Source organism: Peptoniphilus sp. KCTC 25270 (assembly GCF_021012875.1).
In the GTDB taxonomy this organism is placed as follows: Bacteria; Bacillota; Clostridia; order Tissierellales; family Peptoniphilaceae; genus JAJMZJ01.
The window spans coordinates 157,025-172,232 of record NZ_JAJMZJ010000003.1 but is presented as its reverse complement, the minus strand read 5'-3'; the positions used below and the strand labels follow the sequence as shown (position 1 = coordinate 172,232).

The following is a 15,208-nucleotide window of genomic DNA, read 5'->3' as shown; positions in this document are numbered from 1 at the left end:
ATGAAAATTCGAATCATCGCCATAGGGAAAATTAAGGAGAAGTTTTTCAAACAGGGAATTGCCGAATACGAAAAGCGGATGCAATCCTATTTGCCTGTGGAAATCATTGAGTTAAAGGACGAACCGGCTGGAGACAATCTATCGGAAGCAGAGAAAGAGATGGTATTGGCGAAGGAAGGGGAGCGAATTCTCAATAAAATCGGAGAGCGAGATTACGTGATTAATTTGGCCATTGAAGGAAAGAAAATGGATTCGGAAGAGTTTTCGGCCTTTTTGTTTCAACGGGCCATGGAAGGCGTGTCCAATGTAGACATTGTAATTGGTGGCTCCTTTGGACTTAGCGACACCGTAAAAAAACGAGGAAATCAAAATATTTCTTTTTCTGATATGACGTTTCCTCATCAACTGATGCGGTTGATTTTAATGGAACAGTTGTATCGAGCGTGCCGAATTGAACACGGCCATAGCTATCACAAATAAAAAAAGAAAACAGATGGGAAAACCCGTCTGTTTTTTTGTATGCTATTTTTCCTTTTTTTCTTATTTTTTGTTTGAGAGGAGCTCTTGTGGGTAATTACATTTTAGGCAAGGAACCTTTGGTTTTTTGTGTAGAATTACTTATATTATATGGTGAAAACCGTTGTTTAAGAAAAGAGGTTATGAAATGACTGATAAGAGAGAAAAAGCGGCAGAAGATCGTAGAGAACAAGAAAACGAAGCGAAACACGAAAAAACGCCAGCGTCTGATCTTTATGGTAGAATCGAAGGAAAAGATCCTGAAACGGGAGTAGAAATTCCTACGGAAGATGCTGTGGAAGATGCAGCGGAATGGATTAAAGAAAACCAAAGATAAGTTTGATTTTAGGGGACAGTTTTTCTGTCCTCTTTTTAATTGGAAATTTTTGGGTATTATATTCTTAGAAATAGCCGGAATTATGGAGTAGAAAGGATATAGATATGACAGAAAAAAGAGATTTGTTGAAAGTGCCTTTACGTCATCGTACGATTCGTGAGTTTACAGAGGAAAGAGTGGACGAGGAAACGGTAAATCTTCTTTTGGAAGTGGCCAACCATACGGCGACGTCTACGGGAATGCAGTCCTATAGTATTGTTCGAGTAAAGGACGAGGCCCAGAGAAAAGCCATTGCGGAAGTTTGTGGGCAAGAGTATGTGGCTCGTGCGACGGAGCTTTGGATTTTTATTGTGGATGCCTATCGCAATAGCCGCATTGCTAGAGAGCAAGGGGTTCATTTGGATTCCGAACGGGATATGGATCGTTTCTTCCAAGGATATGTAGATGGATCTTTGGCGGCACAAAATGTGACCAATGCGGTGGAAGCTTTGGGAATGGGGGCTGTATATTTTGGGTCGGTTCAAAACAATGTGGACAAAGTCATTGAAATTTTGGAATTGCCAGAGTTGACATTCCCAATTGTGGGCCTTGGTTTTGGTGTACCTAATCAAGAACCTCAAATGAAACCAAGGATGCCAATGAAGTTGAAGGTTTTTGAGGATCGTTATGAAACTTACGATAATTATTTGGAATTGATTGCGGATTACGATAAGGAAATGGAAACGTATTACGATTTGCGAGATGCAAACAATCGTGTGGATTGTTTCTCAAAACAGGTAGTGGCTCGTTTGGAAGGTGTGATTCCTGAGCGTACGGAAGTGGTAAATTCGATTCGCAAACAGGGATTTGATTTGAATTTGAAAAGTGAGTAAGAGGGAATTATGAGAGTAAAAGAGGGAAGTCAGGAAATTCAGTGGCGTGTAAATGGGTATGAATATCCCCCAGGATGGGGGGCGGGAATGCCTTATGATACGGATTGGTTGGAAACGGAAATTATTATGGTAGATGGTGCCGATTCTCGCGTTGTGGAGGAGAATTTGTTGCGTTTTTCGGAGTTGGAAAATGTCTACGATAATTTAATGCGGATTTTAGAAGGAGAACAATCGGATTTTAATGGAAGTTTTACGGACCAACGTTTGTATTTCCGTGCTTCGATTGTAGAGGATCGAGATATTTTTGTTTCCATGGGATTTGAGGATGAAGAAGGGGAATTTTTGGTAAAGGAACCGATGACTTCTGAGGCGTTCTATGGTTTTGTGAAATCGGTGGAGGATATTTTGGTGGCGAATTATCGTCCCAAATTATAGAGATATGAAATTACGAAAAGCGTTAGAGGAAGATATTGATTTTATCCAATCTTTAGAGGCGGATCCAGATTATACGCCCTATATTTCCTACAATTCCCGAGAGGAACATTTGCATCAAATTTACGATGAAAATTATACGTTGGGAATTTTTGAGTGGGACGGGTTCCCTGTGGGATTTTTGTTGGGGGTTTTTGATCCGAAGAATAAAGTTTATGAATTGCGTCGTGTGGCGGTGAGTCAGCGTTCTAAAGGTTTGGGACGGAGGGCGCTTTATTTGGCTTTTGCCGATGGGTTTGAAAATTTTGGGGCCCAACGGCTTTGGCTGGATGTCTATGAGCACAATTCTGTAGGGATTTCTCTTTATCGTTCGGCGGGAATGGTCCATGAGGGGATTTTGCGTCGTAGCGATACCAAGGAGGGAGAATTTGCCAATCAGTGGATTTTTTCCCTATTGAAAGAGGAGTACGATCTGCGGAAAGCGTCTTATAAGGAACATTTGATGAAAAAATAATGGAGGGAAGGATTTCTCCTAAAAGGATCGATAGAAAGGTATAAATCTTTTCTGTCGATTTTTTTGTTGTGGAAAAATTTAGAGGATTTGGAAAAATTTATGGATAAAATTGGTAAGAAAAAGGCGAAAGATCAAAAGAATTCTAGGAATTCTGGGGATGTAAGACGGCGGAGTTCCTAGGGAAGAAAGATGGAAATCCTGTTAAAATACCTTGCAAAATAGAAGAAAAAATTATAAAATGTTTGTGTAAGAAGTATAAGATATTGATTTCATTAAAGAATATGATCAAAAGTGGTAGCCCTAGATAAGGTCATAAAGGCAAGTTAAATGACAACTAGGTAGATTGCAGTTTTGATTTGGAGTTTCTTTTATGGGGAGAGAAAGTTTTACCAAGAGAAAGAGGAATAAAAAACCAAAGGAGAGATGGTCTTAAAACCTGGACTCCTAGGACGAAAGCTTATAAAAACATATTTACATAGAATTCTTAACATTTTAGATGAGATAAAAGAAAACGTTATGATAAAGAAATGTTTCATTTCGTCCCGATATGGTTTGGAAATATTCCGAAAATTACAAAAGTTTTTATTACAAAACGAGATATTGTAATGGATGCAAAGATTTTTCTTGTATTACCTTCTCTAGAAGCTGCAGAAATATGTGGAAATATAATTGGTATGTAGCTATAATAGAAGAAATCCCTTTACGAAGCAGATAAAATAGGACGGGTGCGTCGTCATAAGTAAAACGATTTCCAAATCGTTTCGAAAAGACCCCTATACCGTCTAAATTCTGTTTGCGAGATTTTTATTCGCCATTGTGCTGGATAGAGAGAACCGTGGAGGGGATGGTCGATAAAAACAGAGGTTTTTTGTCTTTGTTTTTATAAATAACTGTATTTTCTGGTAGTCTTAAGCGATTGGATTTGTGTAAGAACATTGACACCAGCGTGTTGGTGTAAGGGTGAGCAATTATATTTCTTAAAAAGAACCTTTGATGAAAAATAGGAAGAGAGCTTTATTTGTTTGATGGCTTTGTTTCCATTTATGAGAGATAGTATAAATATCGGTTTATATTTAGATTTCATGGAAATATTGCAATGAGTCCAAAATTTAACTCTTCTTGACACAGAGAAGGTTGAGTAAGACGAAAGAAGTACAGAATTTGAAGAAATTCAAAAGGTAAAGAAAGTAGAGAGGTAAAATTATGGGAGAAAACAAAGTAACAAAAAAATCCACGGATTTTCTATTCGTAGGTCTTGCGTTATTCGCCATGTTCTTTGGAGCAGGGAACCTAATCTTTCCACCTGAGTTAGGTGTAAAAACTGGTTTTGACTGGTTCTCTAGTTTCATGGGCTTTTTCATTGCCGATGCTGGTTTGGCTGTTTTGGGTGTATTCTGTATCATGAGATTCCATGGTAAATATAGAGGAATGACAGCTCCAATCGGAAAAACGTTAGGGTCAATATTAATTTTAGCAATTGTTATCTGTATCGGACCTGGACTTGCGATTCCTAGAACAGCGACTGTAACATTTTCACTAGGTGTAGTTCCTGTATTTGGAATAGATCCAGCAAATACTATGGCTCTAGCTATATTCTCAGTAATCTATTTTATAATCGTATTTTTCTTAGCGGTTCGTCCATCTGCGGTAGTTGATATCGTAGGGAAAGTATTAACACCTGCACTAGTTGTTATATTACTAGTATTGATCGCAGTGGGAATTATGAACCCAGGTGGAGAAGTTCAAGCGGGACTAATTGACGGAGCTATCAAAGAAGGTATCGCTTCTGGATACCAAACAATGGATGCTATGGCTTCTGTATTGTTTGCAGGAATTATCATTGCTTCTATTTATGAAAAAGGGTATGCAAAAGGGAAAGAATCCAATACACAAACAGGTAAGGCTGCAATCGTTGCATTGATCTTATTGTTCATCGTATACGGTGGATTGGCTTATCTAGGTGCAACTACTGGTACTATTTGGAAAGCAGACGTTGCTTCTCAAAACATTGACCAAGCTGGTTTGGTAATTAATATCGTAAATCACTTGTTAGGTAGAGTCGGCGTAATCTTAATCGGTATCTGTGTATTGTTAGCTTGTTTGACAACTGCTATCGGTTTAACATCTGCAGCAGGAGATATATTCTCAAAATTCACACACAACAAAATTTCTTATGAAAAATTCGTTGCAGTAATTTGTATATTCTCTGCTTTTGTTTCTAACTTAGGACTTGCTCAAATCATTAGTATCGCAGCACCAATTTTAACATTGGTATACCCTGCATTGATTTACCTAATGATTGCCGCTTTCTTCTATAATATGTTCCCAAGAGTATGGGCTTATAGATTGGGCGCTTTGGCAGCATTTGTTATTAGTGCATTGACTGTATTAAATGGAGCTCCATTTAATGTTGAAGCTCTTGGTTGGGTTCACTCTCTTCCATTGGCATCATTTGGATTAAACTGGGTAGTACCTGCTCTTGTAGGTACCATTATCGGGGCGTTTATCCCTGGTACATTATCAGATTTCAATTCTAGCCCAGAAGCATTAGAAGACTAATAAAATAAGAAAACAAATAAAGCAAAAAATAAAAGGTTCTATATATCCGTTGGGGATTTCCCTGACGGATATATTTTTTTGAAAAGAAAGAAAAACGAAAATAGGAAGAGTTTTTTCTGTTACTTTTTCTTTTCCTTTTTCAATCAAAGGGATCCCCTATGCTATAATAGATAAGATAGGAGGGATTCTTTATGATTCAAGTGGAACGATTACAATTGCATCATGTGAGGGATTTTCTCCAATGGGGTGTTCACGAGGATCCTTTGTTAAAAATCTATAATTTCGAGGAAAAGGAATCGACCCTAGAGGATTGGTATCGGTGGAAAACGGGAGGTAAGATGGATGTGTATTTTGCCATTTTATTGGATGGTTTGGCCATTGGTTATATGGGACTAAAGGATATTAAAAAAATAGCTCGTCGTGGAACCTTGGGAATTATTTTGGATAAAAATCATATGAATCAGGGGTTGGGAACCGAAGCGATTACTTGGTTGATGAATTATGCTTTTTATAAGATGCATCTCAATCGGGTGGATTTGGAAGTTTTGCCTTGGAATCAATTAGGGATACATATATATAAAAAATTGGGTTTTCAGACGGTAGGGCGTCACCGAGTTCGTGCGGTAGTTCCTTTGGTAATAGACGGTGTAGTTCTTGAAGAGGAGCGCCCCCGTTTTGTGGAAGTGATTCAAATGCGATTGTCAAAAGATAGATGGAGTGAGCGGATTGAGATATGAACTAGAAAAATTGGAGATGGATTTTGGAGATACGTCCATTGAAAATATTTTTTTGAATGATTATATGCCCCAGGCCAATGGGGATTTTGTTAAGGTCTACTTAATAGCGTATCAATTGGCCAAACAAGGAGTAAACGAAGCGGTTCATCTTTCTCATGATGCCATTGCCCAGCGTTTGGGAATTTTGGAAAGCGATGTAATCCGTGCTTGGGATTATTGGGAAGAAGAGGGAATTATTGAGAAAATTTTCGATTCAGAAACGGACGATTTTGGGGTGCGTTTTTTGAATTTGAAGGAGCTCTATACAAAAAATGTGTATTCTAGAATGTATGGCGGGGAGTCCAAGGGGGAGAAATTTTATCGTTCTTTGGACAATCCAGAAATTGCCAATTTATTTTCTCAAGCGTCTTATTATATGCGTAGGGATTTGCCTTACCAACAGAAACAAAAAATTGGGGAGTGGATCGAGCTTTACAATATGCCTCCTCGTTTGATTATTGAGGCTTTTCGTTATGGTACGGAGTCTAAGGGGAAGCGTTCTTTGGCCTATATTGAAGGAATTGTCCGAAATTGGGCGGATGAAAATGTGCGGACGCCGGAGGCTTTGGAAGAAAATTTCCGTCGCCGAGACGATGTCTATTATCGCTACAATCGTTTGATGCAGTGTATGGGAATTGGCCATAAGGGATATATTGAAGAGGATGCTTTGCGAGTGGATTCTTGGCATAAGTCTTGGGGTTTTTCCATGGAAATGTTAGAAGAGGCGGCGAAGCGTACCAGTAAGAGCAAAAATCCCAATTGGAATTATATGGAGAAGATTTTGCTTTCTTGGAAGAGTAAGGAAATCTTTACTTTGGCCGATGTGGAAAAGGATGTGAAACCTCAACGGGAAAGAGGGACGCAGAGAAACATTCAGGATTCTCGAACTTCCCGTTACAGTAAGGAATCTTTGGACGATATGGCGAAGAAAAAATGGGAGAATTTTCAGAAAAATAGAGAAGGGAATCGTTCATGAGTTCAATTTATCTAGAAATCGAAAAAACTTTGGAAAGACGAAGGGACGAAAACGAAAAACTTCATAGAAAACGGGTAGAGGAGATTTATGAGAAAATTCCCGAAATCCGAGAAATTGATAAGGAAATTCGCTCTTTGGGCTTTGGGGCGGCCCGTGCCAGTTTAGGGGGCGACAAGGAAGAGGCTTCAGAAATTATGGAGTCCATCCAAGAGGGCAAGGCCATGAAAGAGGGATTGCTGGTTTCTTCTGGGTATAGAAGAGATTATTTGGATGAAATCCATCAATGTGATTTGTGTAAAGATACGGGAACCTTAGAGGACGGCGGACGTTGTCAATGTTATAAAAAAGAGTTAACCCACCATCTTTATAAAATGAGCAATGTAGAACGAATGATTGAAAGACAAAATTTCAGCACGTTTCAAATGGATGTGTTTTCAAAAATTCCTTTTGAGGATTATGAGAAAACCCCTTGGGAAAATATGAATGATATTTTAGAGGTGGTGGACGCCTTTTTGGAGACTTTCCCAGAGCCAAACGATATGAATTTATTGTTTTACGGTTCTACGGGACAGGGAAAAACTTTTTTGTCCAACGCCATTGCCGGGGAACTTTTGGAACGAAATTATATTGTTGTCTATCAAACGGCCTTTTCTCTGGTGGATATTTTGGAACAAAGAAAATTTCGAAACGATGGAAGCGAAGAACTGAAATTAAAATATGAACTTTTGTTAGAGGCGGATTTATTGGTGATTGATGATTTGGGAACGGAAATGGCCAATAATTTTACCAATTCTCAGATTTTTAATATTGTCAATTCTCGTTTGATTTCAGGAAAGAAAACTTTGATTTCTACCAATTTATCTCCATCGGATATTTCTAAGACCTATACGGATCGAATTTTTTCTCGTATTTTCGATAAATTTGTTCCCGTACATTTTTATGGGCCCGATTTACGTTGGGAGCGATAAAAAATATAGCAAGACCATGGATTCATGGTCTTTTTTTTGTAAGGAAGGAGAAAAAGGGGTATAATCAGAGTAAGTTACTCTGAATTAAAATAAGAAAGGAAGTTTTTAATGAAATATAAAAATATTGTACAAGTTGTTGGCCATACACCATTGATTGAGCTACCTAGAAAAGAGGGAGCGGGCCGTGTTTTTGCCAAAATTGAATCGAGAAATCCAGGAGGATCGGTAAAGGATCGTGCGGCTTTGTATATGATTCGTGATGCCCAAGAGAAGGGCTTGTTAAAAGAAGGTGATACCATTGTAGAGGCAACTAGTGGAAATACGGGAATTGCCCTTTCTATGATTGGTCGTGCTTTGGGACTGAATGTTGTGATTGTAATGCCCGGGTCTATGAGCGAAGAAAGAAAGCAATTGATGCGCGCTTATGGAGCGGAATTGATTTTAACGGGAGAAGGCGGAATGCAAGCGGCTGTAGATAAGGCCAATGAATTGGTGGAGGAAAAGGGATATTTCTTAGTGTCTCAATTTGAAAATCCAGCCAACGCCTTGGCTCATTATGAAACAACAGGCCCTGAAATTTATAAAGATCTTCCAGAAGTTACGGCTTTTGTTGCTGGAATTGGAACAGGGGGAACGGTAACGGGTGTGGGCCGTTTCTTAAAAGAGAAAAATCCAGAGATAAAAGTTTTTGGAATTGAACCAAAGGATAGTCCTCTGTTAACGGAAGGAAAAGCGGGAGGACACAAAATCCAAGGAATTGGGGCCAATTTTGTTCCAGGGGTATTGGACCAAGAGATTTTGGATAAGGTTTATACCATTGCTACGGAAGAAGCTTTCCAAGGAGCGAGAGAACTTTCGAAAAATGCGGGCGTTTTAGCGGGAATTTCTAGCGGCTCTAACGCTTATATGGCTTATAAAATTGCCGAAGAATTAGGAGAAGATTCTGTTGTTGTAACGGTTCTTCCAGATACGGGGGAACGCTATTTAAGTACGGAGTTATTTGCGGAATAAGATGATAAAAGAGTTTGTTTCATACGGAAAATATATTTTGAAAGTGGACCCCGCCTGCCATAGTCTATTTGAGGCGATGTTTATGTATCCTGTGACAAGGGCTTTGTTTTCTCATAAAATTTCCCATTATTTTTATAAAAGAGGAAACCGAACCCTTGCCCGTTGGATTAGCCAAAAAGCGAGAAAACGTACGGGAATAGAAATCCATCCAGGTGCTCAAATTGGGAAGTATTTATTCATTGACCATGGGATGGGAGTGGTGATTGGAGAAACGGCCATTGTAGGCGACTATGTAACCATGTATCACGGGGTAACCCTTGGGGGAACCGGAAATGAAAAAGGGAAAAAACGCCATCCAACCATAGGCAACCATGTTCTTTTGGGGACGGGTTCTAAACTTTTAGGGCCGATTATTGTAGGAGATTATGCCAAGGTGGGGGCAAACGCTGTTGTCCTAAAAGATGTCCCTAGTAACTATACCGCTGTTGGGATTCCCGCTGTGAATATAAGGCAAAAAGAGAGAGGATAAGTATACAGTATAATGTCGTGGGTATATTTTCGTAGGAAAGGGAATTCCCCTTGTTTCTTTAACTACGTTGGAATATAATGAAGTAAAGAAAGTGAGGCGATAGCTATGAAATTGTCAAATCGTATTAATGAATTGCCATATAGTGCGATTCGTAAATTGACTCCTTATGCAAATGCTGCTAAGGCTGCAGGAAAAAAAGTTTATCATCTAAACATTGGTGCACCAGATGTGGAAACTCCACAAGAATTCTTTGATGCCATCAACAATTTAGATATGGATGTTTTGGGTTATGCACCAACTCCAGGTACTCAAGGTCTATTGGAAGCTATGGCGGATTATTACAAATCCAAAAATATTCCTTTAGAAGCTGAAGATATTATTGTAACTGCTGGTGGTTCTGAAGCATTGTTATTTGTATTATTGGCCATCACAGATCCAGGCGATGAAGTATTGACTTGCGAACCATATTACGCAAACTATTTCACATACTTTAACGAAACAGGAACAAATATCGTTACTTTCCCAACAGTAGTAGAAAATGATTTCCACTTACCTGAAAGAGAAGTAATCGAATCAAAAATCACTGACAAGACTCGTTGTATCCTTCTTTCTAACCCAGGAAACCCAACCGGTGCCGTTTATACAAAAGAAGAAGTTTATATGATCGCTGACATTGCGAAAAAACACGATTTATACATTTTAGCCGATGAAGTATATCGTGAATTCATCTTTGACGGTGCAGATTACATTAGCTTCGGTTCTGTAGAAGGTATCGATGATCGTATGGTAATCTTAGACTCTATTTCTAAGAGATATTCTGCTTGTGGAGCACGTATTGGTTGTGTAGCAAGCCGCAATAAAGATTTAATTGCAGCCGTTGCAAAATTGGCAACAGGCCGTTTGGCTGTGCCAACATTGGAAATGGTTGGAGCAGAAGCTCTTTATCGTATGGACGAACAATATTTCAAAGATGTAAACGAAGAATATCAAAAACGCAGAGATTGCATCTATGAATTATTAACAAACATTGAAGGCGTAACTACTTCAAAAACTGCCGGAGCATTCTACTCTATTGCAGATCTTCCAGTAGAAGACGCTGACGATTTCTGCAAATGGTTATTGGAAGAATTTGAGGTAGATGGAGAAACTTTAATGATGGCTCCAGCGGCTGGATTCTATGAACATTCAGAAGATTATAAATCTCAAGTACGTATTGCTTTCGTATTAAACTGCGAATCATTGAAAAAAGCAATGCATATCTTAGATGAAGGTTTGAAAGCTTACAACGCTAGATAATCGCAAAATAAGAAGACCTAGGAAACCCTAGGTCTTTTTTTATTTGCTAAAAATTTTTTCTTTATAGAGGACAATCCATTGTAAAATCCAGTGGACAGTAAAAAACAAAAGAATTTTATCCCAAATGGGATTTTGGATTCGCGTTTGGATTCCTGTGAAATCAATGGTTTGCCAATGAGAAAAGAAGGCTGCTTTATCGAGATTTAGCCCATAGATTCCAAAGGCAAAAACAAGGGAAATCAGAAGAGAAAGGGCGATTTTTCCTAGTTTTTTTGTGGTGAGGCCGTAGAGGGCTTCATAAAAAAGTTGTAGAAGTTTGGAAAAATAAAGGAGGAAGAAAAAGAGAAACCATCCCGTATAATATCCTCCCTTTGGTAGGAGATGAAAGAAGTCAAAGGTCAAGGGATAGAGAAGGAGGGAAAAGATTCCGACTCCCCAGCCAAGATTTTTGTGGATATTTTGGGCTAAGATATTCACAATCCCCAAGGCAAAGAGTAAGGCAACGCCGGGAAGGAGGGGCCGAATCTTGTCGGGATATTCTAGGGAAAGAAAACAGAGCAAGGCAAAGAGGACGACGGAAAATAAAATTTCTTTGATTCTTAATGGTTTCAATTGATCACCTCAACGGTTTTTATTAAAATAGCCGATTTCTTCTGTTGTTGTAAAATATTTATGGATTTAATTTGGTCTTGATTTCCAGGATCCATCCGACCGATAGCTCCCTCCATTCCACGAATTTTTTGTAAATGGTATTGGACTTTGTGTGGATCTGTAGATTCTGCTTTTTCGAAGGCTTCGGCTAATAGGTAATAACTGTCGTAGCCTAGGGCCGCGTAACTGTTGGGGGCGGTTCCGTATTCTTTTTGGTACCGGTTCACAAAATCCACGGCACGAGAGGTTGTTAAACGATCCTTTGTAAAGGGAGCGGTAAAATAAACGCCATCTACATCCTCTTTTCCAATAGCGTAGAAGGAAGGATTTTCCCAACGGTCTCCGCCCATAATGGAGATATAGGGGAATTCCTTTCGAATTTCTTGAATCAAAGAAGCGCTTGTAATGGAATCGCCAGGACAATAGATTCCGTCAATGGAAAGTTTTCTTAACCGGGCCATTTGAGAACGAAAAGTCGTATCTCCCGTGTGATAATGAATGGAGGTCGTTTTTACATTTTTCGAAAGCTGATTGGCAAAAGTATAAGAAAGCATTTCTCCATGTAATAATTCTTCGTCAAAAACAATGGCAATATTTTTCAATTGCAAAACGTCTTCGGCAAATTGGGCCATGGCTGTGGCTTGGTAATAATCGTTTGGAGCAAGGCTAACGGCCCATTGACTGGAATTGATTTTGGAATAGGTAGAGGCAGAGGCGACTGTGGGAATTTTGGCCGCTTCTATAACAGGCAAAGCATTGGACATACTCTCTACTCCATAGGTGCCAATAAGTCCCTGAGCGTGGGCACTTCCTGCTAAGAAACTAACGCCATTGGCGGTTTCATATTCTAAGCTTTTGGTGTCAAAAAGTTCCAATTTTACTTTTTTTCCTAAAATATATTGACGCTCTTTTTGTGCTAGGCGAATGCCCTTTACAATTTCTTTTCCACTTTCTTGATATTGTCCAGAAATGGGCTCAAAGATACCAATGGTAATTTGGTCATCGTTAGGTATATTTTTTTGACATCCTATCAAAAAAAGGGATAGGAGAAATAAATAGAGAATTTTTTTCATTATAAATTTCCTTCAAACCATGCAGTTAAATCTTCCATATCTTCTGTTTCAAGAACTACGAGAAGGTCGTCTCCCCCTAATAATTTGGTTTTTCCATTGGGGATAAATTCTTCTCCTTCTCGAACAATGGATAGGATGAGAGGACTTTTTTTCCAATTTAATTTGCCTAGAGGTTTCCCGACATAGCTGGCATCTCCTGGAACAAGAAAATGTTGAATGGATAGCGAAGATTCTTCTGAGTTTTCTTCTTCTTCCTCTTCTTCCAATCCAGATACAAGATTGTCATAGAGGGATTCATAGATGGGATGAGATCCTAAAGCTTGAGAAACCAAATAAGAAACAAAGGCGACGGCTGTTACAGACATCATCTGCATCATCGTTCCACTCATTTCTGAAATCAATAGAATGGAAAGAAGGGGAGCTTGCACCACAGAGGTTAGAACAGCGGCCATTCCTAAATACAAAAAGTTAGGGTAGAATTCTCCGTGTAAAACATTGGAAAAGCCAATGTGAAACAAAGAACCAACCAAAGCTCCAAGAACCAAAACGGGAAGAAAGATTCCTCCTTGGGCGCCTGTTCCGTAGCTGACCCAAACGAAGACCATTCGAATCAGGAAGAAAATCAAAATGCTTTTTACGGGAAAGCCATTCATGGCAAGATCTTCAACCAAATGATGGCCTCCACCTAATAGTTCAGGGTTCCATAAACCGATGGCAAGGGCCATTAAAAAGGCGATAAAAATAATAGCGTATTTTGGAAGAGGCAATTCGTTCATAAATTTTTGCGTTTTTAAGAGTCCGGCGTTAAAAATGGTTCCAACAACTCCCCCGGCGATGCCCAAAAGAATCACAATCCAAATATAACGAGTGGGCAACATTCGAAGCATAGGGAAGGAAAAGGCGGGCTCCATTCCTAACAGTTGAAAACTAATAAAGTTGGCTGTAACAGAAGAAAGAATACAAGGAATCAATAAATAATGGGAAAAGCTCTTGTACATTTCCTCTAAAGAAAAAAGGACCCCGGCAATGGGAGCATTAAAAGCAGCAGCCAAACCGGCAGAGGCTCCGGCACTAATTAAGTATCGTTTTTCCAATATGGTAGATCCTTTGATCTCACTAAGGAGTTTGGCAGAAATTCCTCCCAATTGAATGGATGGGCCCTCTCGCCCAAGGGCCAGGCCGCCAAGGGCCGACAAGCAGCCTCCAAAGAATTTGGAAACCAAGGTAGGAACGGAATCCATGGAAATGCGATCCAAAAGTTCGGCATGAATTTGAGGAATTCCAGAACCGCCACTATAGGGTGCCCATTTTAAGAATAGGGAAAGGATTAGACTGGAGATTGCCATAATTCCCAAGAGGAGAAGAATGCTTTTTCCCTCCTTTTGAGTAAATAGGGCATCTCGAAAATTGTCAATATTACTTAAAGCAAAACGGTAGGCCACAGCAAACAATCCACTAATGAATCCCACGACCAAACCATAGACAATGAGCCTTGCTTTTAGCCGAGCTCGACTGTTCTGTAGTTCATCCAAAGGAAGAACGTCTTGTAAATATTTCATGGAAAACTCCTTCTATAAATAAATAGAAAAGAAAGACCGAAGCCTTTCTTTACATAGAAAATAATGCAAAAACAATAGGTAGAACAAAAGTTGTTACAATTCCAGCCAAGGCGATAGAAAGAGAACCCATGGCTCCTTCTTCTTCGCTGGATTCAAAAGCGCGCATGGTACCCATGGCATGAGAGGCTGTACCTAAGGCAACTCCCTTGGCGGTTTCGTCTGTGATTTTGAAAAATTTCAAAATACTAGGTCCCGTAGCGTAGCCAAAAATTCCAGCTAAGGTAACAAGAGCCAAAGTAAGAGCAACGCTCCCTTTATAAGTATTGGTAATATCCATGGCGATGGCTGCTGTTGTACTTTTTGGCGCAATGCTTGCGATAATTTTTGGATCCAAATCCAACAAAATGCCCAAGCCGATACCAGAGATTGTCGCCACAAAAGCACCTACGATAATCCCAACCAAAATAGGAATAAAGTGTTTTTTTAATACGTCCAATTGGCGATACAAAGGAACGGCCAAAGCAATGGTAAGAGGGCCGAGTAAAAATGTAATCCAATCGCCTCCCAATTGATACGTTTCAACAGAAATTCCCGTAAACACAAGGAAGCATACCACAAGAATTACGGCAATTAGCAAGTTGGGAAGGAGGGGATTGTTGATTCTCTTCGCTATTTTTGTACTTAAGAAAAACATGGCTATGGTTAAAAGAACACCAAAAATAGGGGAATTTAGCCAGGTTGTTATAATTTCGTTCATTGTTTTCTCGCCTCCTGCCATTGAATCATCTTTTGTACCGTCCAACCGGTGGAAACCATAACTAGGACGGTGCTCACTGTAGTAATTATAACCAATTTTAAGATTTCTCCCTTAATATCTGTATAAATAATGATGATATTTGCTGCCCCAGGAAGAAAAAGAATCGGCATATGAGTTAATAAAATTTCGGTAATATCCTCAATTTGTTCCATGGAAATCCATCGAAAAGATAAAACGAGCAATAAAATGACCATTCCGTAAACAGAGCCAGGAATGGGGATGGGTAAAGCAATGGAAAGTAAATTTCCAATATATAATAAGAATAAAAAAATAAAAAATCCTTTTGTCGCTTTCATAAAACACCTCTCTATAATAAATGGTA

The 15,208-nt window shown here is 39.2% G+C and carries 17 protein-coding genes; 12 read left to right on the top strand and 5 right to left on the bottom strand.

What is annotated here, in order from left to right; translation table 11 throughout:
* The 12 genes from rlmH (at nucleotide 1) to LQU94_RS06320 (ending at nucleotide 10,786) form a co-directional block, all read left to right on the top strand.
* Nucleotides 1-480 carry a 23S rRNA (pseudouridine(1915)-N(3))-methyltransferase RlmH gene (rlmH, locus tag LQU94_RS06375; RefSeq protein WP_230696864.1) on the top strand — a complete coding sequence of 160 codons (480 nt, stop codon included), beginning with the start codon at nucleotides 1-3 and terminating at the stop codon, nucleotides 478-480.
* Nucleotides 481-664: 184 nt separating this feature from the next.
* Entirely contained in the window at nucleotides 665-853 is a 189-nt protein-coding gene (locus tag LQU94_RS06370) for a DUF3787 domain-containing protein (RefSeq protein WP_230696863.1), read from the top strand.
* Between the two features lie 104 nt (nucleotides 854-957).
* Entirely contained in the window at nucleotides 958-1,725 is a 768-nt protein-coding gene (locus LQU94_RS06365; protein ID WP_230696862.1) for an NADPH-dependent oxidoreductase, read from the top strand.
* Between the two features lie 9 nt (nucleotides 1,726-1,734).
* The gene (locus tag LQU94_RS06360; protein WP_230696861.1) at nucleotides 1,735-2,160 is read left to right on the top strand and encodes a hypothetical protein; all 426 of its coding nucleotides are present in this window, start codon (nucleotides 1,735-1,737) and stop codon (nucleotides 2,158-2,160) included.
* A 4-nt stretch (nucleotides 2,161-2,164) separates the two neighbouring features.
* Nucleotides 2,165-2,671, top strand: a complete 507-nt coding sequence (locus tag LQU94_RS06355; RefSeq protein ID WP_230696860.1) for a GNAT family N-acetyltransferase — start codon at nucleotides 2,165-2,167, stop codon at nucleotides 2,669-2,671.
* A 1,203-nt stretch (nucleotides 2,672-3,874) separates the two neighbouring features.
* Nucleotides 3,875-5,230, top strand: a complete 1,356-nt coding sequence (gene brnQ / locus LQU94_RS06350) for a branched-chain amino acid transport system II carrier protein (protein ID WP_230696859.1) — start codon at nucleotides 3,875-3,877, stop codon at nucleotides 5,228-5,230.
* Nucleotides 5,231-5,421: 191 nt separating this feature from the next.
* Nucleotides 5,422-5,967, top strand: a complete 546-nt coding sequence (locus tag LQU94_RS06345; protein ID WP_230696858.1) for a GNAT family N-acetyltransferase — start codon at nucleotides 5,422-5,424, stop codon at nucleotides 5,965-5,967.
* Nucleotides 5,957-6,982: a DnaD domain-containing protein gene (locus LQU94_RS06340; RefSeq protein WP_230696857.1), complete on the top strand. Its 1,026-nt coding sequence runs from the start codon at nucleotides 5,957-5,959 to the stop codon at nucleotides 6,980-6,982. Before LQU94_RS06345 ends, LQU94_RS06340 begins: the two co-directional genes overlap by 11 nt.
* Nucleotides 6,979-7,950 carry an ATP-binding protein gene (locus tag LQU94_RS06335; protein WP_230696856.1) on the top strand — a complete coding sequence of 324 codons (972 nt, stop codon included), beginning with the start codon at nucleotides 6,979-6,981 and terminating at the stop codon, nucleotides 7,948-7,950. The genes LQU94_RS06340 and LQU94_RS06335 overlap by 4 nt, the downstream gene beginning before the upstream one ends.
* 108 nt (nucleotides 7,951-8,058) lie before the next feature.
* Nucleotides 8,059-8,961, top strand: a complete 903-nt coding sequence (gene cysK / locus LQU94_RS06330; protein WP_230696855.1) for a cysteine synthase A — start codon at nucleotides 8,059-8,061, stop codon at nucleotides 8,959-8,961.
* Between the two features lies 1 nt (nucleotide 8,962).
* The gene (gene epsC, locus LQU94_RS06325; RefSeq protein WP_230696956.1) at nucleotides 8,963-9,490 is read left to right on the top strand and encodes a serine O-acetyltransferase EpsC; all 528 of its coding nucleotides are present in this window, start codon (nucleotides 8,963-8,965) and stop codon (nucleotides 9,488-9,490) included.
* A gap of 105 nt (nucleotides 9,491-9,595) precedes the next feature.
* Nucleotides 9,596-10,786, top strand: coding sequence for a pyridoxal phosphate-dependent aminotransferase (locus LQU94_RS06320; protein ID WP_230696854.1), 1,191 nt, complete (start codon nucleotides 9,596-9,598; stop codon nucleotides 10,784-10,786).
* A 39-nt stretch (nucleotides 10,787-10,825) separates the two neighbouring features.
* On the opposite strand, the gene LQU94_RS06315 is transcribed toward LQU94_RS06320, so the two are convergent.
* The 5 genes from LQU94_RS06315 to LQU94_RS06295 are packed head-to-tail and all read right to left on the bottom strand — an operon-like array spanning nucleotide 10,826 to nucleotide 15,182.
* Nucleotides 10,826-11,398 (bottom strand): hypothetical protein, encoded by a 573-nt coding sequence (locus LQU94_RS06315; RefSeq protein ID WP_230696853.1) that lies wholly within the window; start codon nucleotides 11,396-11,398, stop codon nucleotides 10,826-10,828.
* Nucleotides 11,395-12,510 carry an ABC transporter substrate-binding protein gene (locus LQU94_RS06310; protein ID WP_230696852.1) on the bottom strand — a complete coding sequence of 372 codons (1,116 nt, stop codon included), beginning with the start codon at nucleotides 12,508-12,510 and terminating at the stop codon, nucleotides 11,395-11,397. The genes LQU94_RS06315 and LQU94_RS06310 overlap by 4 nt, the downstream gene beginning before the upstream one ends.
* Complete coding sequence (locus tag LQU94_RS06305; protein ID WP_230696851.1) at nucleotides 12,510-14,069, bottom strand: ClC family H(+)/Cl(-) exchange transporter; 1,560 nt, start codon at nucleotides 14,067-14,069, stop codon at nucleotides 12,510-12,512. Before LQU94_RS06305 ends, LQU94_RS06310 begins: the two co-directional genes overlap by 1 nt.
* A 49-nt stretch (nucleotides 14,070-14,118) precedes the next feature.
* Nucleotides 14,119-14,826 carry an LrgB family protein gene (locus LQU94_RS06300; protein WP_230696850.1) on the bottom strand — a complete coding sequence of 236 codons (708 nt, stop codon included), beginning with the start codon at nucleotides 14,824-14,826 and terminating at the stop codon, nucleotides 14,119-14,121.
* Complete coding sequence (locus tag LQU94_RS06295; protein ID WP_230696849.1) at nucleotides 14,823-15,182, bottom strand: CidA/LrgA family protein; 360 nt, start codon at nucleotides 15,180-15,182, stop codon at nucleotides 14,823-14,825. Before LQU94_RS06295 ends, LQU94_RS06300 begins: the two co-directional genes overlap by 4 nt.
* Nucleotides 15,183-15,208 lie beyond the last annotated feature (26 nt).

Bases quoted from the DNA above. Each gene is read 5' to 3' on its own strand.
- rlmH (WP_230696864.1), top strand. From the start codon at position 1: ATGAAAATTCGAATCATCGCCATAGGGAAAATTAAGGAGAAGTTTTTC.
- LQU94_RS06370 (WP_230696863.1), top strand. From the start codon at position 665: ATGACTGATAAGAGAGAAAAAGCGGCAGAAGATCGTAGAGAACAAGAA.
- LQU94_RS06365 (WP_230696862.1), top strand. From the start codon at position 958: ATGACAGAAAAAAGAGATTTGTTGAAAGTGCCTTTACGTCATCGTACG.
- LQU94_RS06360 (WP_230696861.1), top strand. From the start codon at position 1,735: ATGAGAGTAAAAGAGGGAAGTCAGGAAATTCAGTGGCGTGTAAATGGG.
- LQU94_RS06355 (WP_230696860.1), top strand. From the start codon at position 2,165: ATGAAATTACGAAAAGCGTTAGAGGAAGATATTGATTTTATCCAATCT.
- brnQ (WP_230696859.1), top strand. From the start codon at position 3,875: ATGGGAGAAAACAAAGTAACAAAAAAATCCACGGATTTTCTATTCGTA.
- LQU94_RS06345 (WP_230696858.1), top strand. From the start codon at position 5,422: ATGATTCAAGTGGAACGATTACAATTGCATCATGTGAGGGATTTTCTC.
- LQU94_RS06335 (WP_230696856.1), top strand. From the start codon at position 6,979: ATGAGTTCAATTTATCTAGAAATCGAAAAAACTTTGGAAAGACGAAGG.
- cysK (WP_230696855.1), top strand. From the start codon at position 8,059: ATGAAATATAAAAATATTGTACAAGTTGTTGGCCATACACCATTGATT.
- epsC (WP_230696956.1), top strand. From the start codon at position 8,963: ATGATAAAAGAGTTTGTTTCATACGGAAAATATATTTTGAAAGTGGAC.
- LQU94_RS06320 (WP_230696854.1), top strand. From the start codon at position 9,596: ATGAAATTGTCAAATCGTATTAATGAATTGCCATATAGTGCGATTCGT.
- LQU94_RS06310 (WP_230696852.1), bottom strand. From the start codon at position 12,510: ATGAAAAAAATTCTCTATTTATTTCTCCTATCCCTTTTTTTGATAGGA.
- LQU94_RS06305 (WP_230696851.1), bottom strand. From the start codon at position 14,069: ATGAAATATTTACAAGACGTTCTTCCTTTGGATGAACTACAGAACAGT.
- LQU94_RS06300 (WP_230696850.1), bottom strand. From the start codon at position 14,826: ATGAACGAAATTATAACAACCTGGCTAAATTCCCCTATTTTTGGTGTT.
- LQU94_RS06295 (WP_230696849.1), bottom strand. From the start codon at position 15,182: ATGAAAGCGACAAAAGGATTTTTTATTTTTTTATTCTTATTATATATT.